General features: G+C 37.8%; 22 protein-coding genes and 1 tRNA gene. 14 read left to right on the top strand and 9 right to left on the bottom strand.

Annotated elements, in window-relative coordinates; all coding sequences use genetic code 11:
- Positions 1–12: 12 nt before the first annotated feature.
- Entirely contained in the window at positions 13–642 is a 630-nt protein-coding gene (locus tag ACSC97_RS06345) for a cation transporter (RefSeq protein WP_042890838.1), read from the top strand.
- Positions 643–715: 73 nt separating this feature from the next.
- Here the strand turns inward: ACSC97_RS06345 and rsmI are convergent, their stop codons facing one another.
- On the bottom strand, positions 716–1,555 hold the full coding sequence (rsmI, locus tag ACSC97_RS06340; RefSeq protein WP_004955272.1) for a 16S rRNA (cytidine(1402)-2'-O)-methyltransferase: 840 nt from the start codon (positions 1,553–1,555) through the stop codon (positions 716–718).
- Positions 1,556–1,571: 16 nt separating this feature from the next.
- Between rsmI and ACSC97_RS06335 the strand changes: the two genes are divergently transcribed.
- From ACSC97_RS06335 to ACSC97_RS06320, 4 genes are all read left to right on the top strand, one after another.
- Positions 1,572–2,507, top strand: a complete 936-nt coding sequence (locus tag ACSC97_RS06335) for a penicillin-binding protein activator (RefSeq protein WP_404489602.1) — start codon at positions 1,572–1,574, stop codon at positions 2,505–2,507.
- A gap of 12 nt (positions 2,508–2,519) precedes the next feature.
- Complete coding sequence (locus ACSC97_RS06330) at positions 2,520–2,924, top strand: YraN family protein (protein WP_004955268.1); 405 nt, start codon at positions 2,520–2,522, stop codon at positions 2,922–2,924.
- Positions 2,925–2,993: 69 nt separating this feature from the next.
- Positions 2,994–3,704 (top strand): BON domain-containing protein, encoded by a 711-nt coding sequence (locus ACSC97_RS06325; protein WP_004955265.1) that lies wholly within the window; start codon positions 2,994–2,996, stop codon positions 3,702–3,704.
- A 3-nt stretch (positions 3,705–3,707) separates the two neighbouring features.
- Entirely contained in the window at positions 3,708–4,580 is an 873-nt protein-coding gene (locus ACSC97_RS06320; protein WP_125299481.1) for an alpha/beta hydrolase, read from the top strand.
- Between the two features lie 17 nt (positions 4,581–4,597).
- Here ACSC97_RS06320 and nudC read toward each other — a convergent pair whose 3' ends face one another.
- The 3 genes from nudC to dnaQ form a co-directional block, all read right to left on the bottom strand.
- Positions 4,598–5,350, bottom strand: coding sequence for an NAD(+) diphosphatase (gene nudC / locus ACSC97_RS06315; RefSeq protein WP_039048054.1), 753 nt, complete (start codon positions 5,348–5,350; stop codon positions 4,598–4,600).
- Positions 5,350–6,996 (bottom strand): hypothetical protein, encoded by a 1,647-nt coding sequence (locus ACSC97_RS06310; protein WP_004955261.1) that lies wholly within the window; start codon positions 6,994–6,996, stop codon positions 5,350–5,352. Before ACSC97_RS06310 ends, nudC begins: the two co-directional genes overlap by 1 nt.
- Before the next feature lie 126 nt (positions 6,997–7,122).
- On the bottom strand, positions 7,123–8,469 hold the full coding sequence (gene dnaQ / locus ACSC97_RS06305) for a DNA polymerase III subunit epsilon (protein WP_436659956.1): 1,347 nt from the start codon (positions 8,467–8,469) through the stop codon (positions 7,123–7,125).
- Between the two features lie 281 nt (positions 8,470–8,750).
- Here dnaQ and ACSC97_RS06300 point away from each other — a divergent pair, with 281 nt between their 5' ends.
- From ACSC97_RS06300 to ACSC97_RS06275, 6 genes are all read left to right on the top strand, one after another.
- On the top strand, positions 8,751–11,996 hold the full coding sequence (locus tag ACSC97_RS06300; RefSeq protein ID WP_436659954.1) for a LysM peptidoglycan-binding domain-containing protein: 3,246 nt from the start codon (positions 8,751–8,753) through the stop codon (positions 11,994–11,996).
- A 6-nt stretch (positions 11,997–12,002) separates the two neighbouring features.
- A complete protein-coding gene (locus ACSC97_RS06295) occupies positions 12,003–13,841 on the top strand; it encodes an extracellular solute-binding protein (protein WP_436659952.1) in 1,839 nt (612 codons plus the stop codon).
- 24 nt (positions 13,842–13,865) lie between these two features.
- Positions 13,866–14,936, top strand: coding sequence for a microcin C ABC transporter permease YejB (gene yejB / locus ACSC97_RS06290; RefSeq protein ID WP_436659950.1), 1,071 nt, complete (start codon positions 13,866–13,868; stop codon positions 14,934–14,936).
- The gene (locus ACSC97_RS06285) at positions 14,936–15,946 is read left to right on the top strand and encodes an ABC transporter permease (RefSeq protein WP_125299488.1); all 1,011 of its coding nucleotides are present in this window, start codon (positions 14,936–14,938) and stop codon (positions 15,944–15,946) included. The genes yejB and ACSC97_RS06285 overlap by 1 nt, the downstream gene beginning before the upstream one ends.
- Entirely contained in the window at positions 15,921–17,507 is a 1,587-nt protein-coding gene (locus ACSC97_RS06280; protein WP_436659948.1) for a dipeptide ABC transporter ATP-binding protein, read from the top strand. The genes ACSC97_RS06285 and ACSC97_RS06280 overlap by 26 nt, the downstream gene beginning before the upstream one ends.
- Positions 17,508–17,619: 112 nt before the next feature.
- Positions 17,620–18,864 carry an NADH:flavin oxidoreductase/NADH oxidase family protein gene (locus tag ACSC97_RS06275; RefSeq protein ID WP_436659946.1) on the top strand — a complete coding sequence of 415 codons (1,245 nt, stop codon included), beginning with the start codon at positions 17,620–17,622 and terminating at the stop codon, positions 18,862–18,864.
- A 5-nt stretch (positions 18,865–18,869) separates the two neighbouring features.
- Here ACSC97_RS06275 and ACSC97_RS06270 read toward each other — a convergent pair whose 3' ends face one another.
- From ACSC97_RS06270 to pyrC, 4 genes are all read right to left on the bottom strand, one after another.
- On the bottom strand, positions 18,870–19,553 hold the full coding sequence (locus tag ACSC97_RS06270; RefSeq protein ID WP_004963066.1) for a glutathione S-transferase: 684 nt from the start codon (positions 19,551–19,553) through the stop codon (positions 18,870–18,872).
- Between the two features lie 163 nt (positions 19,554–19,716).
- Positions 19,717–19,792, bottom strand: a tRNA-Glu gene (locus ACSC97_RS06265).
- A 19-nt stretch (positions 19,793–19,811) separates the two neighbouring features.
- Complete coding sequence (rnt, locus tag ACSC97_RS06260; protein ID WP_004912370.1) at positions 19,812–20,477, bottom strand: ribonuclease T; 666 nt, start codon at positions 20,475–20,477, stop codon at positions 19,812–19,814.
- Positions 20,462–21,496, bottom strand: coding sequence for a dihydroorotase (pyrC, locus tag ACSC97_RS06255; protein ID WP_005402315.1), 1,035 nt, complete (start codon positions 21,494–21,496; stop codon positions 20,462–20,464). The genes rnt and pyrC overlap by 16 nt, the downstream gene beginning before the upstream one ends.
- A 162-nt stretch (positions 21,497–21,658) precedes the next feature.
- Here pyrC and ACSC97_RS06250 point away from each other — a divergent pair, with 162 nt between their 5' ends.
- Positions 21,659–22,921: a GGDEF domain-containing protein gene (locus tag ACSC97_RS06250; RefSeq protein WP_099948917.1), complete on the top strand. Its 1,263-nt coding sequence runs from the start codon at positions 21,659–21,661 to the stop codon at positions 22,919–22,921.
- 62 nt (positions 22,922–22,983) lie between these two features.
- On the opposite strand, the gene ACSC97_RS06245 is transcribed toward ACSC97_RS06250, so the two are convergent.
- Complete coding sequence (locus ACSC97_RS06245) at positions 22,984–24,183, bottom strand: L,D-transpeptidase family protein (RefSeq protein WP_436659942.1); 1,200 nt, start codon at positions 24,181–24,183, stop codon at positions 22,984–22,986.
- A gap of 202 nt (positions 24,184–24,385) precedes the next feature.
- Between ACSC97_RS06245 and hemE the strand changes: the two genes are divergently transcribed.
- Positions 24,386–25,459 (top strand): uroporphyrinogen decarboxylase, encoded by a 1,074-nt coding sequence (gene hemE, locus ACSC97_RS06240; RefSeq protein WP_436659940.1) that lies wholly within the window; start codon positions 24,386–24,388, stop codon positions 25,457–25,459.
- Positions 25,460–25,501: 42 nt separating this feature from the next.
- The gene (locus ACSC97_RS06235) at positions 25,502–26,296 is read left to right on the top strand and encodes a DUF817 family protein (protein WP_243482950.1); all 795 of its coding nucleotides are present in this window, start codon (positions 25,502–25,504) and stop codon (positions 26,294–26,296) included.
- The last annotated feature ends 142 nt before the right edge of the window (positions 26,297–26,438 follow it).

Below are 26,438 nucleotides of genomic sequence, written 5' to 3'. Positions count from 1 at the left end.
TAGAGAAAAGTCATGGCAGGATGTGGTTGTAATACAGCGTGTTCCCCAGCAAAAACAATGAGTCCTAAGTTTAGAAAGGCATTATGGATCGCATTAATTTTAAATGCACTTATGTTTTTTGTAGAAATCATCGGAGGAGCGCATGCACAATCTGTGTCTTTATGGGCTGATGCACTAGATTTTGCAGGAGATGCTGCAAACTATGCTATTTCATTAATTGTGCTTTCTATGAGTTTGTATTGGCGAGCAACGGCAGCTTTACTGAAAGGAATCACAATGGCTGCTTTTGGTATCTTTGTGATCATTAAAGTGATTTGGTCATGGTGGATAGGTGTGATACCTGAACCTATGCTAATGGGAGCTATTGGGATATTGGCATTACTGGTTAACGTATTTGTTGCCATCATGCTTTATACATTTCGAGATGGTGATGCCAATATGCGTTCCGTATGGTTGTGTAGCCGTAATGATGCGATCGCAAATATTGCGGTAATTTTCGCTGCAGCAAGTGTTTGGGGAACAGGAACCGTCTATCCAGATTTATTGGTCGCTTTTATTATTGCTTATCTCGGTGTGAGTTCAGGATTGAGCGTAATTCAACAGGCGAGATCAGAGCGAAAAATGGATCAAAGTCGAATTTAACTAAAACGCTAAATTGATTATCTTTTTTAAAAAATGGATGTAGATATTTTCAGTAATCTACATCCATTTTATTTTAATCTTGTTGTGTAAGTTCTAAAGCACGTTGGTAGGCAACTTTCTTTTTGATTCCTGTTAAATCAGCTGCCAATTGTGAAGCCGCTTTGACGGAGAGATCTTGTAGTAATCGTTTCAATAAGTCATCTAGCTTATCTTGTTCCATATCTTTTTCAGTCGTAGCACCACCAACGACAACAACGATTTCACCTTTTTCTTGGTTGTGATCATTTTGAATAAACGTTACGAGTTCTTTTAACGTCATTTTTTTGATCGTTTCGAAAGTTTTGGTAATTTCGCGAGCAAAACCTACAGGTCGATCTTCACCAAAGACCTGAACCATGTCTTGGATACATGCCAAAATTCGATGAGGTGCTTCGTAGAAAATTAATGTTTGTGTTTCATCTTTTAGCTTTTCAAGTTGACTAATGCGTTGAGAAGCTTTGGATGGAAGAAATCCTTCGAAACTAAAACGATCGCTAGGCAAACCAACAGCACTTAATGCTGCGATCGCTGCGCATGCACCAGGCACAGGAATAACACGTATTCCATGTTCTTGAGCAGCACGAACCAGTTTGAAACCAGGGTCACTAATTAATGGCGTTCCAGCATCACTGATTAGCGCGACGTCTTCACCATTTAACATTTTTTGGAGAAGTTGATCAATTTTGTTACTTTCATTGTGATCATGACACGCAGTTAATTGAGTTGAGATATTATAGTGTTTAAATAACTGTGCAGATTGACGAGTGTCTTCTGCCGCAACTACCGATACAGACTTTAAAATATCAATTGCACGATAGGTCATGTCATCTAAGTGCCCAATCGGGGTTGCTACAACAAATAATTGAGCACTCATAAAAGGTAACTCCCTAATGTATATAAAAAAATATTGGCTGCCGCTTTTTTTTGCAGCATTTGTGAGCCCAGCTTATGCGGACATCTTGGTGATTCTACCTGAATCTGGTGCTATGGCGCGAGCGAGTGAAAACATTAAACGTGGTTTCTTGAGTGCTTATGCAGCATCTGGCAGCCAAGAAAAAATAATTTTTGCCGATTCAACTAAAAATAGTATGGATTACATCTTTAAGAAGAAGGTGAATAACAAAATTAAATTGGTCGTTGGTCCTTTGGCTAGAACTGATATTGATGCTGTCATGCAACTGGAGCCTAAACTTCCTGTACTGGCACTAAATGATGTAAATCAACATGCTGAAAATGTGTGGCAATTTAGTTTGTCGAAACAACATGATGCAGCTGCCTTGACCCAATTATTAAAAAACGATCGGGTAAAAAAATTATGGGTTCTGCGTGAAACTGGTACTGAAGCAGCCACAGAATTATTTATGCAGGCTCTTTCGGTAGAATTCGGTTCAGAAATACAAATTATTGACACTCTGCCCAAAAAATTCTCGAGAAAGGAAGGGTTGTTACTGCTGGGGCATCATCAATGGATTCAACAACTAGGTGAGCTACCTGAAAAGAAAGTCTATGCAACACCATTAAGTATCGAGCAGGGACAGACTATTCCTTTAGGACTTAGCTTTTGTGATACGCCTGCATTGTATAATGGACAATGGGTAGATCTTATTGAAGCGTATAAAGAGCAGCCTGAAAATATGGCATTTCAACGCTTACTTGCTTTTGGTGGTGATGCATGGACAATCACTCAATATTTATTGAGTAATCAGAATCAGCAAGAAACTTCATTTGTGGGGCGAACTGGTGCAATAAGTTTTAAAGACAATAAAATTTTCAGACAACCGACTTGCTACCAGCAACAAGAGCACGGAATCCAAATCTTAAAATAAGAAATAAATGTCATGACAGAAAACGCAAATGAACTCGGACATTGGGCTGAGCAACAAGCATTAATCTATCTTCAACAATTTCAATATGAATGTGTCGCTCAAAATTACCATTCACGTTATGGAGAAATCGATTTAATTGTAAAACGACAGAATGAGTTGATTTTTGTTGAGATAAAGGCACGATCGGCAGGGAGCTATGCGGAGTCATGTGAAGTGATTACACGCTCGCAACAACGAAAAATAATAAAGACCGCGCAGCAGTTTTTACAGAAAAATCCTGATTATGAGGATTTTGATTGTCGTTTTGATGTGATTTGTTTTGATTTTCCACAGAAAATTGCAAAAACAGTACAACCAGACTTTTCAAAATTGCAGTATGATCAGCAGTGGATTGAACATGCATTTACTTTAGATTGAGCATTAATTTGGTCATTTTGAGATAAATACCTAAGATTGAACAAGTTTGTAGATAGGGAGTCTTGCCAAGTGTTAAAACGTTTAACGATTACGTTACTTTGCGCTGCAAGTTTATCAGGATGTGCGAGTTTTATTTCGGGTGGAACAGGAACTTCACCTGTCGGCACAGATAGTGGGGAACGTAGTCTCGGACAAGTATTTATTGATTCGTCTATCAAGCGTACAGCCAATATTAATTTGTATAAATTAGATCACCGTTTTAAACAGTCCCGCATCAATATTGAAAGTTTTCATAGTAATGTCTTGTTAACGGGGCAGGTACCTGATCCATACTTGAAGCAATTAGCTGAAGATAATCTTCGAGCAATGAGTGATGTCAAAGCTGTACATAACTACATTACTGTTGGTGATAAAGTTGGCTACAACACGATTATGCAAGATGCAACAGTAACCGCAAATACTCGTGGTTTACTGATGAAAGCACCTGTAGTTTCAGATAGTAAAGTGTTGGTACACACTGAAAATGGTGTTCTTTATGTCATGGGACGTTTAAATACTGCGGAAATAAGAGATTTGGATGACGTCTTACAAAAAGTTGGTAATGTGAGTAAAATTGTTACTCTGATTGATAATATTGACCAATCATCTGGAACGATGGCGAGTTCAACCACAGCAACTCCTATGGTGGGTACAGTGACGACACAACCTCTCGTTGAAACTCCAGTAGCAATTGATCCCGATCAGGCAGAACCTGCGACTTCTACACCGACTGTACCCTAATTTATGAAGCAACTTATTCAACAAGTTCAAGAAAATGTGACACGGGCGAAAAGCTTTTATCAAGAGTTTCGTCTGTATGATCTAGCAAGTTACTCAATCAATTATCTGACACCAAAGGATACCTTTGAAAAGGAAGAGCATCTTGCCTATGGTTTAAAGGCAAGACATCGTTTAGACCTTTATCGAACTAAAAATCCTAAAAAGCAGCGACCATTGATTGTGTTCGTGCATGGTGGTTCATGGCAACATGGTAATAAACGTGATTATCTTTTCGTAGGTGAAAGTTTTGCTCGAGAAGGTTTTGATGTTGCTGTTATTAATTATCAACTAGCCCCAGAACAAATTTTTCCTGCATTTGTTGATGATCTTGCTCAGGCAATTCATTATCTAAATCAAAACCAAGCAAAACTGAATATTTCTACTGAAAACATTATCTTAATGGGGCATTCCGCGGGTGCTTTTAATGTAATGTCAGTAGTTTATTCTCCGTACGCTCAGAACTTCAAATATACTGATAAGATCAAAGCAATCGTGGGAATGGCTGGTCCATATCATTTTGATTATAAAGATGATCCTCTTTCTGAACATGCCTTTGATCAGCGCGTACCATATAAGCAAGTGATGCCATATTATTTTGTCAATCCGAACAAGATTAAGCACTATTTGTTGATGGCGGAAAATGATCAGTTAGTAGGTAGTCATAATACATTTGATCTGGATAAAGCACTAAGAGAAAAAGGCAATCATAGCCATGTGATGGTGATTCCAAAAACAGGACATATTACCATCGTGGCAACACTTGCAAGTTTTGTCAGTCACTACTTCAAAACGAAACGCACCATTATGCATTTCTTAGAAGAGGCTTTAGAAGACTAAATAAAAAAGCATCTTAATTAAGATGCTTTTTTTTGACCTGTGATTTGCGTAATCATACTATGAGCGATACTGCCTTTGAATGGGATTTCAGGTAATTCATTAAACTTGAAGAACTGAGCGTCACTAATTTCTTCTACTTGCAATTCAATGTCACCCGATTCGTATTCAGCATGAAATGCTATCATTAAGTTACTAGGGAATGGCCAAGGTTGGCTAGACATGTAACGAATATTTTTGAGCTTTAAACCAACTTCTTCAAGCGTCTCACGTTGTACAGCTTCTTCGAGAGTTTCACCGACTTCAACAAAGCCTGCAATCAAACCATACATATTTGATTTGTTATGAGCAGATTTTGCTAGAAGAATCTCGTCAGACCCTTTTGTGATCACTGTGATAATACAAGGTTGAACTCGAGGATATTGGTGGTACCCACAAGCAGGGCAAACCATCGCATATTCTCTCGAATGCACTTCGGTCATATGACCACAATGACTACAGAATTTATGGTTACGACGCCACTCAAGTAATTGGACAGCACGGCTTGCTTGTAAGAAATCCGAAGTATCCCATGATTGTATGAGTTCTCTGATCGGAACTAATTGATAGCCCTCTGGAATTGGCTCGTCATCAAGAAGATCACGTGCAATTACTTGGTCATCGTGATGAATAGGCAAATCACTTGCTAACTTTTCAACTTGAGGTAACTGTAAATTTTCATCTACTAAGAGCTTTTGATGTTGAAAAATATAAGCAAGTGATAGTTGGGTCATTATGCCGCTGCGCTTTGTAACTGTTGACTGTTTGATAATGCCACATCAAACATAGATTGCAACACAGGTTGTTTGTTCTTTAAGTTATCAACTAATAGATCAAGTCCTGCGACAACATTTAAAATACAGTTAATGTGTTCAGCCTCAAAAGTTTCATTTTGAGCAAGTCGATGTTCTGCAAATTGAACTGCACCTAGCAAAGCGGTTTGTTGTGCAGTACTTCCCAAGAACAGGGCAGCACCTGATAGTTCTTTGAGATAAATAGGCAGAGACTCTAAATTGTGTGCTGTAGAGTCTTGAGCGTAAAGACTAAGAGTTTGGGTCAGTGTTTCAATCAGAGTTTTGGTTTCGCTTAATAAAGCTTTGTGCGCTTCATCTAAACGATCCAAAGAGATTTGCATGTTATTCACACGTAATTGTAAACGACTTGAAGTATAGTTACGTTCAAGAATCCCAATAGAATTCATCGAAGCCAAGATACTATTCATTAAATGTTGTACTGATGCTGCATCAGTCAATGTATTTGGTTGACTGAGTTTTTCTGCTTGCTGTGTCAGTTCTTTTGCCGCTTCATTTAGATTGAGAACTTTAAATACATTTGAGAGCTGATGAAGTTTTTGCTGAAGTTCTTGAGTTTTTTCAGCAGACATATTTTGATGGTTATATTCAATCTCGTTACGGATTTGAGCCATCTCATCCGTCATTAGTTGGCTAATGGTATGAATGGTTTCATAGTCTGGTCCGTACAAATGGCGACTCAAAACTTGTAGCTGAGTATCACTGAGTAATTCATCACCAATATTAAGTTGTTCACGAATATGATGAGAAAGATCATCTTCTTGACTGATACAAATACTCAAGATATCCGCTAAATCATTTAAGTCAGTTTGAAATGCATTGGGATTAGCAAGAAATTGACCAATATTGGTTTCAATCTTAATAAATGTACGCAAGCGTGCTTCAGTAATCAGTAGATTTTCAATATGTCCTAAACCTACATTCACAAGTTGCCAATATTGTTGACTTGGCAAACCCGATGCTAAACCAGCCATATAAACCGCAACAAGTTTTAAGCCTTGTAAATCCAAAGGTGTTTCTGCTTGTTTAATCAGTTTGTTTAAGCACAATTTATATAACTGATGGACGTACTGTGATTTTTCTAAATCAGGGGCCTTTGGCAAATCAAAATTTGGCGTAAAGCAATCCAATAAAGGTTGAATCGTTTGACCTTCTTTAGTGATTGGCTTGCCTAATGCTTTTTCTAAACGATTGAGTGTATCTAATAGGAACTGTGGAACTTTAACTTCACGTAAACAAATAAATTCGATATAACGTTTCAGCATGGTTGTGCCTTCGCTCAAAGCCACAACATCACTAGTTTTAATTTGTTCAGGTTGAGCCATGATTTTACGCATAAGCTCAGCAGAGTATTGCGTAATCTGCGATAGGTGTGGGATATCAATCAAGGCTAGAACATTCGTACATTGTTCAAACTGATTGAGAGCATCATCAATCCCAAATGGCAAGGCTTGTTCTTCGGCAAGAGTATTGACTGCAGTCTCTACCAATTTAATCGAATTATCGATCTCATTTTTTATTATTAATAATGCCGTTGGGTCGAAATGAATCGAGGTTTGGTAAGACATATGACCTACACCTTTCCTAAGTTGTTATATCCATGAACCCTCTATGGAGAGGGTTTAAATCTTTAAGAGTTAATATAACTTAACTTTGAAAGCTTGAAACAAAAAAACCTGAACTTATAAGCAAATTTATTTTACAAAAAAGCATGGTTTTCCATGTTTTTCTTCGAATTGTTTGACCCAAGTCTCATGTTGCTGAAGTTCATCATCAGTCGGGTAAATAATTGGCAAATCAATTTGTACGCGTTGGCGAGTGGTTTTATTCTGTAGTTGTTCGGTTTGGGATAGGGCATCCATATCAAATGAGACTTGTCCACCTGTCATCGCCAAGTAAACATCAGCCAAAATTTCAGCATCGAGTAATGCACCGTGGAAGGTACGATCGCGAGCAGGAATTTCATAACGACGGACTAAGGCATCGAGTGAATTTTTTTGACCAGGATGCTTGTTTTTAGCAAGGGCGAGTGTATCTGTAACTTCACAAACTTCAGATAATGCTGGAAGTCCTGCGCGTTTAAACTCCATATCTAAGAAGTTCATATCGAAGGTCGCATTATGTGCAATAATTTCAGCACCTTTTAAAAATTCGAAAAGTACATCTGCGATTTCAGCATATTTAGGTTTATCCGCTAAAAACTCATCAGTGATACCGTGTACATCGACTGAGTCGCCAACTGGTTTTTCTGGGTTAATATAAATATGAATTGAACTACCAGTAAGCTTACGATTAATCATTTCGATTGCACCCACCTCAATGATTCGATCGTTGTCTTGATAATAGAAACCTGTCGTTTCTGTATCGAGAATCAATTGGCGAGGGCCTTGTAGATTTAATTTTGCATCTGTAATTACAATGTATGGGTTTGAAGATTCATTTACAGATTTAACCTCTATAATTTCTTCGATTTGCTCTGTGACTTGTAAATCAATTTCAATCTCTTCAATCAATTCATCTGCTTCTGCATCGAGGTCTAAACCGAAGGGATCATCAAGCAGCCAATCGGATTCAGGCTTTTTTGTATCAGCGTTAGCCTGCGTCATTTTTGAGCTTTGTTTAGCAGTTTGTTCAGCACCCATGTTTGCTAGTTGATCAGCCATTTCATTTCCTGGATGACCCGCATGACCTTTGATCCAGTTCCACTCAATATTTCTATTTGCGCACACGGCGTCTAATTTTTTCCACAAATCAGGGTTTTTAACATCTTTCCAATTTTTCTTTTTCCAACCATGTATCCATTCAGTGATACCTTGTTTTACATAGTTTGAATCTGTCCAGATAATGAGGTGAGCATCGACTGGGCAAAAAGAAACACCTTCTATCGCTGCAGTTAATTCCATTCGATTATTGGTCGTTTCTAGCTCACCACCATAAATTTTATGCTCTTCGGTTTCTGTAATGATATAAGCTCCCCAACCACCTAATCCTGGATTGCCTTTACATGCGCCATCTACATAAAGTGTGATTGTTTGAGACATAGTTGAACCTAAAAGTTTAAACGAGAATGGTAGAGCGGATCATATTCAAAATAAGCAGAGTACTTTTTAAAAAGTACAAGCGAAAATAGTGTATCACCCCTTGATTACGGGCGGTATTGTAAAGCTAAATTGCATTGATGAACGTTACAAAACTCATCTTTTTTAATTTCTTGTAACATTTCGATGCGAATCACGTTAAATTATTGCCTTGTCTAAGTGACATGCTTTACTACAATGGCAAATCGAAGAAATAAACTAGCGTGAGTTGACTGGAAGTTTTTATGTATAAATCGACCACATTGGTGTGGCAACAATCTGCAACATCATTATTTAAAATTACTGTACTGACTTCTGCTTTAGCTGCGCTAGGAATCACGACAGGGTGTTCATCTACACCTCAGTCTTCTAAAGTCTCATCATCAAAACAACTAGGTTCTGGCTACCTGGATGCTAGTAGTTTGGATTCGTTAGAGGATTTACTATCAGCAACCGACATGCGTGCAGTAGAGGGTGATCGATTACTGGTTTTAAAACACGGTGATGTGTGGAAACGTATGACTGTTGGATTCAAAATGGATTTAAACCATTGGGATTCACGTATTGAAGCACAGCGTGGTTGGTTTATTTCTCGTCAACCTTACTTAGATCGTTTGAGTGCGCGTGCCAGCCGATATCTTTATCACACTGTGAAAGAGGCTGAACGCCGTGGTATGCCAACGGAATTGGCTTTGCTACCAGTTATCGAAAGTTCTTACGATCCAGCAGCAACGAGTAGTGCAGCAGCAGCGGGATTATGGCAATTTATTCCAAGTACTGGACGTATTTATGGTTTACAGCAAACCAGTCTTTATGATGGTCGTCGTGACGTAGTTGAATCTACGCGTGCTGCATATGAGTTTTTAGGTAGCTTGTACAACCAGTTTGGATCATGGGAGTTAGCATTAGCTGCTTACAACGCAGGTCCTGGACGTATTCAACAAGCGATTAACCGTAATAAGGCAGCTGGCTTGCCAACTGATTATTGGTCATTAAAATTGCCACAAGAAACAATGAACTATGTACCTCGTTTCTTGGCAGTTGCTCAAATTATCAAAAATCCAAGTGCTTATGGCGTGGCTTTACCTCCAATTGCCAATCGTCCTCACTTCCGTGAAGTCAGTTTGTCAGCACCTTTAGATCTGAATCAAATTTCATCTATTACAGGTCTAAGCCGTGCAGAGTTATATGCGCTCAACCCTGCATATCGTGGTGAAACGGTTGACCCAACAAGTCCGATGCGTATTTTGATTCCTGCAGACTTGAGTCCATCGATCGATGCAAAACTTCGTTCGGGTAAATCAAGTTCTGGTGGCTTCTGGGCGAGCAATCAGACTCCACCTGCTATGAATAATACATTGAGTACTTCAACGACAACGCGCACAAGTACTGGACAGGCAATTAGTCCTTCGACAAAAACACCTCCGCCATTAACGGCAAGCACTACAACGCGTCCAACATCTACCACAATGACGAAGATGAGTACGCCTAAAGGTGCTGATGCATTGGCATCTTTTGCTGCTGCTGCTGATGTACCAAGTGCACCTCGTATTCCAGTGGCGATTACACCTGCGCCTAATGTCAAACCTGTGAATATTGAACCACCAATTTCACTAAAAGAGCGTGAGCAAATCGTTGCAGCGGTAAAAGACGAAGGTGAGAAGAAAACTGTTGCTCAAGTTTTAGAGCCTCAACCTACGCAGGCTGAAAAAGACCAAGTTGTTGCTGAAATTAAAGCAATCGCACCGAAAGGAACTGAAATTGTTGATCCTTTTGATGGCAAGATTAAGCTCACTGCGATTCAAACTAGCCAATCAGTGGCTGATGAAAAAGGTCAAGAAGTCACTAAAGGATTCGCTTATCCAAAAAACTTGGTTGAAGATGAAACCACTGCGAACAGTGAGGATGCTAAACGAAACCAAGGTAAACCTTATATTAAAACGGACACCGATGTTGTTGTTGTAGCACCAAAAGGCAAACGTAGTACTTATGTCGTATTACCTGGTGACACATTGGCTGTGATTGCACAGAAAAATGGAGTGAACTGGCGTGATATCGCGCAGTGGAACCAAATTGATCCAAATGGAACCTTGTTTGTAGGTACTAGCTTGTATCTCTATGATGCAAAACCACAAGCTGAAGTTGTGAAAGCAACAGAAAATAAGCCTGATAGCTATGTCGTACAATCAGGTGATAGTCTTACCAATCTTGCTGCTCGTTTTGATTTGACTATCAAACAACTAGCCGATTTTAATAATTTATCAGTTACTGATGGATTATTTGTAGGGCAAAAACTGAGCTTAAAAGAGCCAAAAAATTCAATACGTAGTTCTCAACAAAATAGTCGTGAGATTGATAAAGTTTCCACTAATAAAAAAGTGGCAACAAAATCATATACTGTGAAACGCGGTGAATATCTCAAATTAATTGCTGATCGTTATGCATTATCAAATCAAGAGTTGGCTGACCTAACTTCAGGTTTGACGGCTACGAGCGATTTGATGGTTGGTCAAAAAATCAATGTACCTCTACATGAGGTATCTAAAGTAGATGAGCCTACTGAATCAAATGCTAAGGTTAACTATAGCAATGTGACAGCTTCAACAAGTTATAAAACTGAAAATTATACGGTTCAACGTGGTGATACCTTATCCAGTATTGCCAGTAAATCGAAAATAACATTGAGTGAACTGGCTGATCTAAATAACTTGAAGTCCAACAGTGGTGTGCGTTTAGGTCAAACCTTGAAGATACCAGCAGGTTCATCTGTTCCAGAGCAGTACGTCGTTCAATCAGGTGATAGTTTAAATGCAATCGCTGGCAAATATGATTTAAGTGTAAATTATATTGCTGATTTGAATGGATTGGAGCGTACTGCTGGATTACGTGTAGGACAACGTTTAAAACTTGCTGGAGATGCACCTTCCAAGTCATCAAATGTCACAGCGACAAAAGTCAAAGATAAAGATGAAACGGCACCTGATATTTACACTGTAAAATCAGGAGATACTTTAAGTAATATTGCTAGTCGTTATTATCTACAGCTCGATTATGTAGCTGCATTAAACGGCTTGTCACGTAACAGTACAGTTCGCATTGGTCAGAAGCTCAAACTTTCTGGTGATGTACCAAAAACAGAAACAGCAAAAGTTGAGTCAAATAAAACGAGCTCGAAATCTGTTTCTAGTAAAAATACGGAAAAATATACTGTAAAAGCTGGTGAATCCCTCAACAGTATTGCAAATCGTTTTGGTATGTCGAGTCGTGAATTAGCTGATCTTAATGACTTGAAAGCAAATGCTGGCTTGCAGCGAGGTCAAACGATATCTGTTCCTAAAGTTGTCACTGAATATAAGGTGAAGCGCGGTGATACCTTAATTGGTTTAGCAAGTAAATATGGTATGGAAACTAGCGCTTTGGCCGAGATGAATGATTTAACGCCAAGTACACAATTGCGTATAGGCGATGTAATTAAAGTGCCAAACCTGTAAGTACTGATGCTTTCATTATCTACAACTCAAAAGCTTAGTCTGTTCGGACTAAGCTTTTTTGCTCAAACCACATTTGCAGCCCTTCAAACTACACCATACTTAGGGATGCATGTGCAGCCTAAATATGCCAATTTTTCAGTCATGCCATATGCGGATGTTAAAGCACCTAAAGGTGGTTCATTTAGCCAATCCACATTAGGCACTTTCGATAATTTAAATAGTATGAATGGAAAAGGGAGTGCAACAGAGGGCGTGAACTATCTTTTTGATAGTTTAATGGATCGCTCTTTGGATGAGCCACGAGTGATGTATCCACTACTAGCTGAAAAAGTAACTTACGATCCTAACAATCTGAAGTCCGTAATTTTTCACCTGAATCCTAAAGCACGATTTAATAACGGGCAGGCATTAACATCGGATGATGTGAAATTTACTTTTGATACATATCAAACAAAGGCAAATTTTGGTTTGCAGATGTATTTATCAGATTTGGCAAAAACCGAAACTCTATCAAAGCACCAAATCAAATTTATATTTAAATCCAACAAAAATGTTGAAATGCCATTAATTGTGGCGAGTCTTCCAATTTATTCAAAAGCAGATTGGAAAAACAGAGATTTTACTCGTATTACGCTGCAACCTATTATTGGCTCAGGGCCTTATATAGTTGATCGTATCGATGCGGGTCGTAGTATTACTTATAAACGTAGTCCAAATTACTGGGCGAAAGACCTCGCTGTTAACCGAGGGCGTTATAATTTTGATCGACTAAAATATGTGTATTATCGAAACTTAGAAGTGAGTTTCGAGGGATTTAAATCTCAACAATTTTATTTCTATGAAGAAAAAAATATCCGTAATTGGGTGATGGGGTATAATTTTCCATCTTACCGATCAGGTTGGGTTAAAAAGTATAAGGCTCAATTAAGCACCCCACTGGATATACAAAGTTTAGTTTTTAATACACGACGTTCACCATTTCAAGATATTTATTTCAGACAGGCATTAACTTATGCCTATGATTTTGAATGGCAAAATAAAGCACTTTTTTTTAATCAAAATAGACGACTACAGAGTTTTTTTGATAATACTGACTTAGCCGCAGTTTCTAAACCGAGTTCTGCTGAGCTGAAGATTTTAAAACCTTATCTGGCAAAGCTTCACCCGATCATCCAACAAGGTGTAGTCACAGATTGGCGTTATCCTAAGTCCGATGCCAGTGGATTTAATCGTAATAACTTACTACAAGCACAAACAATCCTTAAACAAGCAGGATATAAGATCGTTAATGGTAAATTGCATGATCCGCAAGGTCGATTGATTCAAATAGAATTATTACTTCAACAAGAGAATCCACAACGTGAGCTGATGCCATTCGTGCGTAATTTAAAGCGACTTGGAATACAGGTCAATTTGCGTCAAGTGGATGTCCCGCAGTATATGGAGCGGATACGTCGTCAAGATTTCGATATGATGGTTTTTAAAATGCCGCAGACTTTGACCCCTGGAAAAGAGCAGGCACAATTTTGGGGAAGTAAGGCTGCAAATGAAGCAAATAATTATAACTATGCAGGAATACAATCTCCTGTAATTGATCAAATTATTGGAAAAATAATTGCAGCTAAAAGTCGAGATGAAGTTGTACTCTATACTCGAATTCTAGATCGCTTACTGCGTGCGGGCTATTACCATATTTTGACATATGGTAAACCAGATCGTTGGTTTGCTTATTGGGATATTTATCAGCAACCAAAAACTAAACCAAAACTTTCTGTCGGGTGGGAATATTGGTGGGTTGATGCAAAGAAAGCCAAGATGCTCAATCAATCTTCGATTAAACATTAAATCAAATAATGAAGGATTAAGTTTATGCTTCACTATATTCTGAAAAGAATGATTTTGATGATTCCGACATTATTTTTAATTCTGTTAATCAATTTTATCATCGTACAAATCGCACCTGGCGGCCCAGTTGAGCAAGCCATACAACAAATACAAAATGCTCAAGGATTGGGTGTAAACGTAAATAATTCAAATACGCTGGGTGAATTGGCTCAGTATGAAGGCGCTCGCGGCTTAAGCCCTGAGATGATCGAAAAAATTAAAGCCCAGTATGGGTTTGATCAGCCTTCTTATGAACGGTTTTGGATCATGCTCAAAGGATATTTAACCCTTGATTTTGGAACAAGCTTTTTCAAGGATAAAACAGTTGTACAATTACTGTATGAAAAACTTCCTGTTACCTTGTCCTTAGGTATATGGAGTACTTTCCTGATCTATATAATTGCAATTTCGTTAGGGATCAGCAAAGCCAAAAAGAATGGTTTGCTTTTTGACCGTGCGACCTCATTGTTATTGGCAATTAGTTACGCCGTCCCATCATTTGTATTTGCTATTGTACTTGTGGTTTTTTTTGCAGGTGGAAGTTATTGGCAGTGGTTTCCTTTACAAGGATTAGTGTCGGAAAATTTCGAGCATTTAAGCTTTATAGGAAAAGTTAAAGATTATCTTTGGCATATGTGCTTGCCGATTATCAGTATGGTATTGGGAAGTTTTGCTGCTTTGACGTATTTGACGAAATATTCTTTTGTTGAAGAACTTAATAAGCCTTATGTGCTGACAGCAAGATCAAAGGGATTGAATGAAAATCAGGTACTTTTTCGACATGTATTCCGCAATGCGATATTGATTGTTGTTGCTGCTTTACCTGAAACCTTGGTTGGTATTTTCTTTGTTGGTAATTTATTTATCGAAATCATTTTTAATTTGGATGGCGTAGGATTATTGGGTTTTGAAGCGATTACGCAACGTGATTATCCTGTGATTTTTGGTACTTTATTTTTATTTACATTCTTCGGTTTAATTCTTCGCCTTATAGGGGACGTACTTTATCACTGGATAGACCCACGCATTGATTTTGAATCACGAGGTGGGCGTTGATGTCACCTTTAATGAGAAATCGACTATATCGTTTTAAGCAAAATAAATTGGGATTTTTCAGTTTAATCTTATTTTTGATTATTTTTAGTCTTTCTATCTGCGCTGAGTTTATAGCAAATGATAAACCTCTGCTTGTTAGTTATAAGCAGTCACTCTATTTTCCATTATTCAAAGATTATCCTGAAACAACATTTGGTGGCGTATTTGAAACATCGACTGATTATCAGGATCCTGCTGTAAAACAATTGATCCAACAGCATGGCTGGATGATTTCACCAACTGTAGCTTTTTCATATCAAACTCCAAATTTATCTCTCACTGTTCCAGTACCATCTCAGCCGACATTACAAAACTGGTTAGGGACAGATGATCAAGGTCGTGACGTATTTGCTCGCATCTTGTATGGTCTAAGGGTTTCACTTTTATTTGGAATCGGGCTAACTATAGCGGCAGCTTGCATCGGAATAGTTGTAGGTGCAGTACAAGGGTATTATGGTGGTTGGATTGATCTAATTGGACAGCGCCTCTTGGAGGTATGGGGGGGCTTACCCATGCTGTTTATTGTGATGATATTGGTCAGTATGTTTAGCCCAAATGTATATTGGCTCTTTTTAATTATGTTGTTATTTGGATGGACTGAATTAGTAGGATTAGTAAGAGCTGAGTTTTTGAGAGCACGAAATTTTGATTATGTACGCGCTGCTCAGGCTTTAGGTGTCAAAGACCATAATATTATTTTTAAACATATTTTACCAAATGCAATCAGTTCAAGTTTGTCGCAAATACCATTTATGCTTACAGCAAATATTATTGCTTTAACGGCACTAGATTTTCTTGGTTACGGATTACCTGCGGATGCAGCATCGTTAGGCGAACTGCTGTTGCAAGGGAAAAATAATTTAGATGCACCATGGCTAGTATTGTCTGGCTTTTTTACTTTGGCAATTGTGCTTTCACTTTTGATCTTTATTGGGGAGGCTGCTCGTGAAGCATTTGACCCAAAACAATAATACTGCCTTGTTGAAAGTTCAGAAATTAAGTATTGAAAACCAATTAGGCACTAAGCTTGTTGATAATTTCAACTTTGAACTTCATCATTCACAGACTTTGGCGATCGTTGGTGAAAGTGGTTCAGGAAAATCAATAACTTGCCTTGCAATATTAGGATTGTTATCTGATAGCCTTAAAGTAAAAGGTGAGATCCTGTTTGATGGTGTGGATTTGCTTAAAATGAATCAGCATCAATGGCAGCAAATTCGTGGCAAAAAAATCGGGATGATTTTTCAGGAACCGATGACAGCACTTAATCCATTGCATCATGTCGAAAAAATCGTTGGAGAGAATTTGTTGTTGCAAGGATTCTCTAAATCTAAAGTCAAAGAAAAGACCCTCGACTTATTAAATGAAGTCGGTTTAGAAGATGCAACTCATCTCTTGAAACGATTTCCACACGAGCTTTCTGGTGGTCAACGGCAGAGAGTCATGATTGCTATGGCATTGGCATTGGAACCTGAAATTTTAATCGCTGATGAACCGACTACAGCTTTGGATGTTGTTTTACAAAGACAAATTCTTGATTTGCTCAAACAATTACAACACCATCATAAAATGGCAATTCTCTTAATTAGTCATGATTTAAGTGTTGTTAAACAATATGCAGATGAAGTGTTAGTTGTTAATCAAGGACGAATTGAACAACAGAGTGATATAAATGAAATTTTTCAACATCCTAAAAACGGATATACCAAAAGCCTGTTGTACCATGATTTTGGGATTGCACTAGAACAAAATAGTGGAAAAACATTGCTTGAAATTCAAAACATGTCAGTACGTTATCCGATTCGAAAAGGATTATTCAATCAAATAAAACAATATAAAACAGCTGTTAGTAATATTAGTTTCTCATTAATGTCAGGTGAGGCTCTAGGTATTGTTGGGCAAAGTGCCTCAGGTAAAACATCTCTAGCACTAGCAATCGCTCGACTTATTCCTAGTGAGGGAGAAATAAATTTTGAGACACAGAATTTAAATCAACTAAATCAAAAACAGTTAAGACCTTTGCGCCAGCAATTTCAAATTGTCTTTCAAGATCCTCTAAGCAGTTTGAATCCTCGATTATCAGTTTTTCAAATTATCGCAGAAGGGCTTGAACTGAGTGCAGTAAAATCAAACCTGATCGAAAATATGATCGATGAGGTGTTAATGAAAGTTGAATTAGCTCCTTCTGAAAAATTTAAATACCCACATGAGCTTTCTGGTGGGCAAAGGCAACGAGTCGCTCTAGCGAGAGCCTTGGTTTTGAAACCAAAGTTGTTGATCTTAGATGAACCGACCTCAGCTCTTGACCGTATTACACAACAAGCAATTATTTTGCTGCTGCGACGGTTGCAACACCAAGAGCAAATCAGCTATTTAGTGATCAGTCATGACTTACAAGTCATAAAATCCCTCTGCCAAAATGTTTTGGTGATGCATGAAGGTAAAGCTTTGGAATATCAAGCTTCACAAGATTTATTTCGTGATCCTCAAAATGAATACACAAAATTATTGATTGAAGCGAGTTGTATATAGCATTGTAATTAAACTGACATATGTTATTGTCAACTTATCGGAAGATATCTTGACATCAACAATAATCAGATTAAATTAGAGTAATTACTCTAATTTGTAGCAGAGGATGACCATGAGTCAGATTGCAGACAGTATCCAAATTCGCAACACAACATTCAAAAATCGTATTATCAAAGGTGCTATGAGTGAAGCTTTAGCTAATCACGAAGGTCAGCCGAATGATTTACATATTGGATTGTATGAAGCTTGGGCTAAAGGTGGCTTGGGTTGTGCAATTACAGGAAATGTAATGGTTAACATTGCGGCTAAAAATGAGCCAGGTGTCGTTGCGATCGAAACTGAACGTGATTTGGCGAAATTGCAACAATGGGCTGCGGTAGGCAAAAAATACGGTATGGTACAATTAATTCAGTTGTCACATCCAGGTCGTCAATGTCCAAAAGGATTAAACAAAGAAACAGTAGCACCGTCTGCTGTACCTTTTAGCCCGATGTTAGCAACGATGTTTGGTACTCCACGTGAGTTACGACAAGAAGAAATTCTAGATATCATCCAACGTTTCGCTACAGCTGCAGCAGTCTGTGAGAAGGCTGGATTTGAAGGTGTACAGTTACATGGTGCTCATGGTTATTTGATTAGCCAATTTTTATCACCACTAACCAATAAGCGTACTGATGAATGGGGTGGTTCAATTGAGAACCGTATGCGTTTCTTAATTGAAATTTATAAAGCCGTTCGTGCTGCGACTTCGGAAAACTTTATTATTTCGGTAAAACTCAATTCAGCTGATTTCCAACGTGGTGGTATTACTGAAGATGATGTGATTGCAGTATTTAAAGCAATCGATGCTGCAGGAATTGATATCATCGAGATTTCTGGTGGTACTTATGAAGCACCTGCAATGGCCGGTGCAAAAGCAGAATCACGTAAAGCAAGTACTATTGCACGTGAAGCATATTTCTTAGAGTTTGCTGAAAAGATTCGTCAGCATGTCACATGTAAGTTAATGGTGACAGGTGGTTTCCGTACAGTCGCAGGTATGAATGCTGCACTGGAAAGTGGTGCATGTGATTTTATCGGGATTGCACGACCATTAGCGGTTGAAACAGATTTAACAGATAGCCTAATTGCAGGTAATGATGTGCGTTATGCTGTAAACCAAATTAAAACAGGCATTCCTTTTGTTGATAAAATGGCAATTATGGAAATCATTTGGTATGCGGCACAATTCAAAGCAATTGGTCAGGGTAAAAAACCAAATCCTAAATTATCACCATTACTTGTTTTCTTGAATTATGCCAAAGGCAATATTAAAGCGGTTGTTAAAGGTCGAGTGAATTCGCGTAAATCGGCATAACTGAATTACCACGCAATCGTCCAATAGGACTGAAACGTAGAAGCAGACCATTGTCCTTTGATTAAAGATTTTTTAAAGGCGGGTCTGTTTTCTATTTGGGCTAAATAACGCTGTATATGTTTAAATTGATGGTCATTTGCCGAGCAAGCCAATAATGGAAACCACATCAAAATATCTGCAACCGTAAATTGATCCCCAGCAAACCATAAATGATCTTTTAAATGCTTATCAATCATGGTCATTTGTTGCTGTAACGATGGATTTAAATAGCTTTGATCAAATCCATATTTTAAAAACTTTGAAACGAAGCGAACAGGAAATGGTGTACGTTGTACAATCTGGTGAAAAATTTGTTTGAGTAATAGGTCTGGAATAAATGTGGCTTCACAATAATTTTTCCAATAATAAAAACTTTGAAGTTGCGATCCTAATAATTTACTTTGCCCTAATTGAGGGTATAGATAAGATAAGTAATCAATAATCGCTGAAGTTTCGGCTAAGATAAAAATTTGTTCTTGATTTATTATTTCAACGGCAGGAAATTTCGATAATTGATGCGGTGAATTTTTCTTTTCATCTAAGTCCGAATGATGGTTGATGACTAATTCGTAGGGAAGTCCTAATTCTTCTAAAAACCAAACGATGCGTTGAGAACGTGAATTTTGTAAGTGGAATAAACGGATTTGCATATTAGGTTTAAATTTATAGTTTTGATCAGTTTTCAGTATAGGGTAGAAAATATGCTAAGGATAATAAAATAGATTTTTCAAAATAATTATTTTTTAGCAGCTCTACGTATAAAAAACTAATAAAAAAGCCACTGTCTGAATGATGCAGTGGCTTTTTTGAATTTGGCGTCCCTACGGGGATTCGAACCCCGGTTACCGCCGTGAAAGGGCGATGTCCTAGGCCTCTAGACGATAGGGACTTCTTGAGGTGGGTGTATATTAGGGCTCTGTCACCAAACTGTCAAGAAGGTGGGGTGATAGTTTGTTCAAAATATAGCAAAACAGTTCTGCTGTCTTTTGCGTATCGTATAAAGCAGAGTGAGCTTCTTTACCATCAAACTCAATTCCAGCTTGAATACATGCTCTTGCCAATACAGTTTGTCCAAACATCACCGCGCTAAGCGTGACCGTGTCAAAAACTGAAAAACTATGAAAAGGATTTTGGTTTTTAGTTCCTGAACGTGCGATAGCAGCTTGTAAAAAACCTAAATCAAAGTGTGCATTGTGTCCAACCAGTACAGCATGTGTGCAATGCTGTGCTTTTCGGACTTCATTCAATGATTTAAAAATACGGCGTAAAGCACCGCGTTCATCTTCAGCCATTGCAACACGCATAGGATTGAAAGGATCAATTCCAATAAAGTCTAAAGAACGACGATCGAGATTAGCACCTTCAAATGGATTAATGTGTGCATGAAAAGCAGGACCAGGTATAAATTGTCCCTGTTGATCATAGACAATTGGGATACATGCTATTTCAAGCAAAGCATCCGTTTGTGAGTTAAAACCTGCTGTCTCAACATCGACTACAACAGGTAAGAATCCACGGAAACGTTGACCAATGACAGGAGCTTGGTTTTCTTCGTGTGTCACACTTTTCTCCATTGCAGTGTCTTACCTGCATGAAGTGGGATAATTTTTTGACCATCAAGATAATCAAATGATTCTGCAACGGTATTTTCTTCTTTCACCAACGTAATGGTTGATGTATTTCTTGGCAAGCCATAGAAATCAGCACCGAACATACTTGCAAAACCTTCCAAACGCTCTAACTTGCCAACTTGATCAAATGCTTGTGCGTAAAGCTCAATCGCATTTGGTGCGCTATAACAGCCTGCACAACCACAAGCATTTTCTTTGGCATTTTGAGCGTGTGGCGCACTATCAGTACCTAAGAAGAATTTTGGACTACCGCTTGTTGCCACTTCCAATAAAGTTGTTTGGTGCGTTTGACGTTTTAAAATCGGCAAGCAATAGAAATGAGGCTTCACACCACCAACCAACATATCATTTCGATTAAAAAGTAAATGTTGAGGTGTAATTGTTGCAGCTACATTACGATCTTGTTCAAGAACAAAGTTTGCTGCATCACTGGTCGTGATATGTTCAAGTACGACTTTGAGCTTAGGGAATTGTTTCAATAAAGGAGAAAGAATTTCATCCAAGAAACGTTTTTCACGATCGAAAATATCTACATGGTTATGAGTTACTTCACCGTGAAGTAATAAAGGGACTTGGTGTTCTTCAAGTTGTTCAATGACAGCATAAACTTTGCGGATATCACTAACGCCATTATCAGAGTTTGTCGTTGCGCCAGCAGGGTAAAGCTTGATTGCATTTACAAACTCAGATTCTTTGATTTTTCTAACTTCATCAGGCGATGTAAAGTCAGTAAAATAAAGCACCATACGAGGATCAAAATTTAAGCCTTCAGGTACATGAGCAAGAATACGTTCACGATACGCTACAGCTTCTTCTACAGTTTTGACGGGTGGAACAAGGTTCGGCATACAAATCGCACGTGCGAATTGTTTAGCCAAATCGGGTACTGTGCGTTTTAATGCTAAGCCATCACGTAAATGAGCATGCCAATCATCGGGTTGTAAAAGCGTAATAGTATTCAAGGTGAACTTCAAACTTAAAAATAATACAAATAATAATGCATAAAGTGTGAAAATGGTAACTACAATTACGGATAAGTGGTTAAGCAAAGTGCATGACAAAATGAGAAATTGTGTTATTTTTATCCAGCACAAAAATACATCACCATAAGAAGAGTAAAAAGGATGGAAAATCAATATGATCTTGATGAATTACGGAGGTCTAAAGAGGATCTAGAGCAGCTTGTTGCTCGACACTATAAAGGTCAAAAAACACAAAAAACTTTACCAGCAAAACTAGAAGAAGATTTCTGGAAATTTAACATTGATCGCACACGTATTAATGCAATTCAATTTTTTGGGCAAGGTGTCATTACTTACACGATTTTTGTCTTATTAATCTTACCTTCTAACTATTTGGTCATTCGTTCCAGTCCTCATTTTATTGTTGATTTTGTTTATAGCATTTTAAGTTTACTCATCGTTGGTGCAGCATTATTTTTATTTTGGACTTTTTCTAGATTTAGAAAATTGAGCCGACTTTTTTATCCAGTTGCTTGTGTTATTGTTTTTTGTACAATTTTCTTTCCATCTTTATTGATGATGAGTGTGTCTAACGTTGTATTACAGAATCAGGCAATGGTACTGATTGCATTTTTGTATATGTTAGGCTTCATTTTGAGTGGAATAAAACCCAATCATATGCTGTGGATTGGAACACTGGCTGCAGTATGTATTTTATTATCCCTCTATTATTTTAATATACCGTGTGATTTTTTAATGCTTGGGCGCACGTTTATAGGAAGCTTGCTCTTAGGTTTCTCGATTAGCATCATGTTGACCTCAAAAGAAAGAAAACTATTTTTAAAAACTAAAATTTCGGAAATAGATGAGAGAATTCTCCGTTTACAAGCATCAGAACTTTTACATTTAAGCCAGCATGATGAATTAACAAAGGTTTCCAATCGACGAACTTTTGAGGAAATGTTTAGTTATTACTATGACATGGCTTGTAAAGAAAATAAGTCGATGTCAGTTCTTTTTATCGATATTGATTATTTTAAAAATTATAATGACTTTTATGGTCACCAAATGGGAGATCAGGTTATTTCATCTATAGCCAAGACCATTAAAAGTTCAATTAGGCACATGGACTTTATCGCGCGCTATGGGGGGGAGGAGTTCGTTGTATTACTTCCTGAAACATCGGCTCAAGGTGCTTATGCTGTCGCAACTAATATTTATAAAGCAATTGATCGGCAAATGATTCCTCATGAAAAATCATTAGTTTCAAATCATGTCACGATCAGCTTAGGAATTACGGTATTTAATGGTAATCCTAAAATTAGCCAAGAATTATTGATTCATACTGCTGATAAAGCACTTTATAGAGCCAAACAATTAGGTCGAAATCAAATCTATTATCAGCCACTACCTGTTGTTGAATAATTATAGAGTAAAAAAAAGCCGAATCATAAAATTCGGCTTTTTAAATTATGAAATGATTGGAATTATTCAAGGAATTTTACAGTCACACCTGAGCGAACTTTGTTACCCAAATCATTTGCATCCCAGTTCGTTAAACGAATACAGCCATGTGAAGCTGTTTTAGAGATTAATGAAGGGCTTGGAGTACCATGAATACCAAATGATTTTTTACTTAAACCAATCCAAATATTACCCACTGGCGCGTTAGGACCTGGTGGTAAAGAAAGAGGTTTAAGGTTATTACCTTGAACAAAGTTAGACGGTGAATAGCTATACCAAGGATTTTTTGCAACGCCGACTACTTTATACGTACCAGTCGGAGAAGGCGTGTCAGTACTACCAATTGTTGCAGGAAATGAAGCAATCATTTGGTTGCGACTGTTGAAAAGATAAAGCTGACGAGCACCTTTATGTGCAACGATTAAGTGAATATCTTCTGGTAAATCATTGCGTACATTGGCAACAATAATTTTTTCACCAGCTTTTTTGAAAGTTGCTGTTGGGTTGATCTTTTTCAAGAAGTTTTCATCCATATGAAACTTCTCGCCCAACATTTCTGTTACGCGTGTGTAATACAAACCTTTTATTTTTGCTTGTAAAGCATAATCAGAAGGAATTGATTCGGCATATGGACCTTTCAAATCTGCTTCTGTGATTGTGTATTCTACATAAGCTGGTTTAGTTTGTTTCGCAACTAATGCATCCCAAGTTTCCTTGGTAAGTTCACCTGTCGGTGTTAAACCATTCATCTGTTGGAAAGATGCAATTGCTTTTAAAGTGTTTTTACCATTTGAGCCATCAATTGCACCAGGTGAAGCATGTGCATTGTTTAGCATTACATGAGCACGAGCATATACTGGAAATTGACCCTTACCAATATTTTCATACCATTCTGAATTGTTCAGACTGTCTAAAGTCCAAGTAACTTTTGGTGCTGGAGTTGTATTGGTTGTATCAGGAGTATTTTCTAGTTTTGAAGAAACTGCTGAAGCAACACCTGTGTTTACTTGAGGATCAGAAACTGCATTATCAGCGACACTAGATGCTGGTTGAGCAACAACGCTTGAAGCAGCTGAACGTTCTACTGCTAAAGGATCAATCGGATCTTGAACAGGTGCCGAGATTTTTTTTGGATTTAAAGGTTGCTCAGTTGTTGGGGCAGCAAAAGCAACATTGGCAATAATACAACTTAAACTCATAGCGAGTAATGAGCGAACGAACATGTAATTCAACCTTAAGAATTATTCATATTGAGATATAAGATGTTGCAAGTATTACAGAAAATCAGTGAGCTTGCAGTAGCAGTTTTGTGTCTAAGTAAAAAAATAATGTAGGAAGTCTGAATTTTTGTATGGATTTGGAATTATAAAAATTGGGTTAACTTTGTTATCATGCGTTTCACATGAAAAAATTTAGAGATTGGTAATGACAACGTTGAAAAATGATCGTTTTTTACGAGCTTTGCTACGTGAGCCTGTAGACACCACACCAGTATGGATGATGCGTCAAGCAGGGCGTTATTTACCAGAATATAGAGCAACTCGTTCACAAGCGGGTGATTTCTTATCTCTTTGTAAAAACACTGAATTTGCTTGTGAAGTTACTTTGCAACCGTTGCGCCGCTATGAGTTGGATGCTGCGATTTTATTTTCTGATATTTTGACGATTCCAGATGCGCTTGGATTGGGTCTGTATTTTGAAACAGGTGAAGGCCCAAAGTTTCATAAAACAGTACGGACAGAGCAAGATGTTGCTAACTTGCCGAAATTAAATTCAAAGTCTGATTTAGCCTATGTGATGAATGCTGTGTCCACGATTCGATCTGCATTAGGTGGTCAGGTCCCTTTAATTGGGTTCTCTGGAAGTCCTTGGACTTTAGCAACTTATATGGTTGAAGGAGGCTCAAGTAAAGAGTTTCGGTTCACTAAAAATATGATGTACGCTCAACCAGAAGTGTTACATGCATTACTTGATCATCTTGCAGATTCAGTAATTGATTATTTGAATGCACAGATCGATGCAGGTGCACAGGCAATTCAAATCTTTGATAGTTGGGGTGGAGCACTTGCACATCGAGAATATGTGGAATTCTCATTGAATTATATGACAAAGATCATTGCAGGGCTTCAACGAGAAAAAGATGGTCGGCGAATTCCGATTATTGTCTTTACCAAAGGTGGTGGGCAATGGTTAGAGACGATGCTAACTACAGGTGCAGATGCATTTGGCTTAGATTGGACCACACCTCTTTATACTGCACGCGAAGTTGTAAATGGTCGTGCAGCATTACAAGGAAATCTAGATCCAGCCGTGCTTTATGGATCAGCAGCATCAATTGAAAAATCTGTAAAAGCGATGCTCGATGACGCTTATAAAAATGGTGAAAAAACAGGATATATTGCAAATCTTGGTCATGGTATTACGCAATGGGTTGATCCAGCTCAGCCGAAGATCTTTGTAGATACTGTCCATGCGTACAGCCAGAAATATTTAGCTTAATCCCTTCGAATTTTTAATGATTAAATTGATTAGGATCATTTCGTGCATTTGATTGGATTAGCTTTAAATTTTGGAACTAAGGCAGCTTCGGCTGCCTTATTTGGGTTGTTACTTTTAATCGCGTTTGCAGTTACAGCACCGATGGGAAGCCAAGAATATTATGGTTTCTTCCGTTATGATTATCTGTTGTTTTATGCATTGAGCATTCAAGTCTGCCTAATCTATTTAAAGTTAGAATCTTGGGCAGAGGCAAAAGTGATTGCTTTGTTTCATATTATGGCGATGGGGATGGAAATTTTTCTAACTCATCCAGCAATTGCTTCTTGGCAATATCCACAACCTGCAGTTTTCAAACTATTAACTGTGCCTCTATTTGCGGGTTTTATGTATTCAGCTGTAGGTAGTTTTTTTGCTCGTTCATTGAGATTGTATAAAGTTTCTTTTGAGAACTTGCCAAGATTTTCAAATATGCTGTGTTTGGCAGTTTTATCCTATTTAAACTTTATGACTAAGTTTTTTATTCCAGATTGTCGGTTGGTTCTATTTGCATGGAGTATCATTATTTTCTGGAAAACAAAATTATATTTTCAGTTAAGCGATTCACGGTTCAAAGTGCCGATGCTTCCAATCTTACTTTTACTTGCATTTTTGATTTGGATTGCTGAAAACATTAGTACATTTTATAAAATTTGGCTATATCCAAGCCAAGTTGATGCTTGGCATATGGTCGGATGGGGGAAATTGGGGTCTTGGTATTTATTATTACTCTTAAGTTTGGTTTTGGTATTAAAAATCTTAGGAAAACGAGATAAAAAAGGAACTTGGCAGTTAAACTAGCTCAAGAGTTAAGTTTAAAATGAAGTGATTTAGGACTTACGCACTATCATTTATAGATTCTCTGTGGTAGCAGATGATTTTTATCGAGAATAAAGTCATCAATGAAGTCTTTGATGATTGGTCTAAATAAGTTCTTTTGCCA

The organism is Acinetobacter sp. P1(2025) (assembly GCF_051390655.1).
GTDB classification, from domain to species: domain Bacteria; phylum Pseudomonadota; class Gammaproteobacteria; order Pseudomonadales; family Moraxellaceae; genus Acinetobacter; species Acinetobacter junii.
The sequence above is the reverse complement of the archived record's forward strand: the minus strand, read 5'-3'. Positions and strand labels throughout refer to the sequence as shown.

What these genes read in the sequence shown, in the direction of transcription:
- ACSC97_RS06345 (WP_042890838.1), top strand. Translation starts at nt 13, where the DNA reads ATGGCAGGATGTGGTTGTAATACAGCGTGTTCCCCAGCAAAAACAATG.
- rsmI (WP_004955272.1), bottom strand. Translation starts at nt 1,555, where the DNA reads ATGAGTGCTCAATTATTTGTTGTAGCAACCCCGATTGGGCACTTAGAT.
- ACSC97_RS06335 (WP_404489602.1), top strand. Translation starts at nt 1,572, where the DNA reads ATGTATATAAAAAAATATTGGCTGCCGCTTTTTTTTGCAGCATTTGTG.
- ACSC97_RS06330 (WP_004955268.1), top strand. Translation starts at nt 2,520, where the DNA reads ATGACAGAAAACGCAAATGAACTCGGACATTGGGCTGAGCAACAAGCA.
- ACSC97_RS06320 (WP_125299481.1), top strand. Translation starts at nt 3,708, where the DNA reads ATGAAGCAACTTATTCAACAAGTTCAAGAAAATGTGACACGGGCGAAA.
- nudC (WP_039048054.1), bottom strand. Translation starts at nt 5,350, where the DNA reads ATGACCCAACTATCACTTGCTTATATTTTTCAACATCAAAAGCTCTTA.
- ACSC97_RS06310 (WP_004955261.1), bottom strand. Translation starts at nt 6,996, where the DNA reads ATGTCTTACCAAACCTCGATTCATTTCGACCCAACGGCATTATTAATA.
- dnaQ (WP_436659956.1), bottom strand. Translation starts at nt 8,469, where the DNA reads ATGTCTCAAACAATCACACTTTATGTAGATGGCGCATGTAAAGGCAAT.
- ACSC97_RS06300 (WP_436659954.1), top strand. Translation starts at nt 8,751, where the DNA reads ATGTATAAATCGACCACATTGGTGTGGCAACAATCTGCAACATCATTA.
- ACSC97_RS06295 (WP_436659952.1), top strand. Translation starts at nt 12,003, where the DNA reads ATGCTTTCATTATCTACAACTCAAAAGCTTAGTCTGTTCGGACTAAGC.
- yejB (WP_436659950.1), top strand. Translation starts at nt 13,866, where the DNA reads ATGCTTCACTATATTCTGAAAAGAATGATTTTGATGATTCCGACATTA.
- ACSC97_RS06285 (WP_125299488.1), top strand. Translation starts at nt 14,936, where the DNA reads ATGTCACCTTTAATGAGAAATCGACTATATCGTTTTAAGCAAAATAAA.
- ACSC97_RS06275 (WP_436659946.1), top strand. Translation starts at nt 17,620, where the DNA reads ATGAGTCAGATTGCAGACAGTATCCAAATTCGCAACACAACATTCAAA.
- ACSC97_RS06270 (WP_004963066.1), bottom strand. Translation starts at nt 19,553, where the DNA reads ATGCAAATCCGTTTATTCCACTTACAAAATTCACGTTCTCAACGCATC.
- rnt (WP_004912370.1), bottom strand. Translation starts at nt 20,477, where the DNA reads ATGGAGAAAAGTGTGACACACGAAGAAAACCAAGCTCCTGTCATTGGT.
- ACSC97_RS06250 (WP_099948917.1), top strand. Translation starts at nt 21,659, where the DNA reads ATGGAAAATCAATATGATCTTGATGAATTACGGAGGTCTAAAGAGGAT.
- ACSC97_RS06245 (WP_436659942.1), bottom strand. Translation starts at nt 24,183, where the DNA reads ATGTTCGTTCGCTCATTACTCGCTATGAGTTTAAGTTGTATTATTGCC.
- hemE (WP_436659940.1), top strand. Translation starts at nt 24,386, where the DNA reads ATGACAACGTTGAAAAATGATCGTTTTTTACGAGCTTTGCTACGTGAG.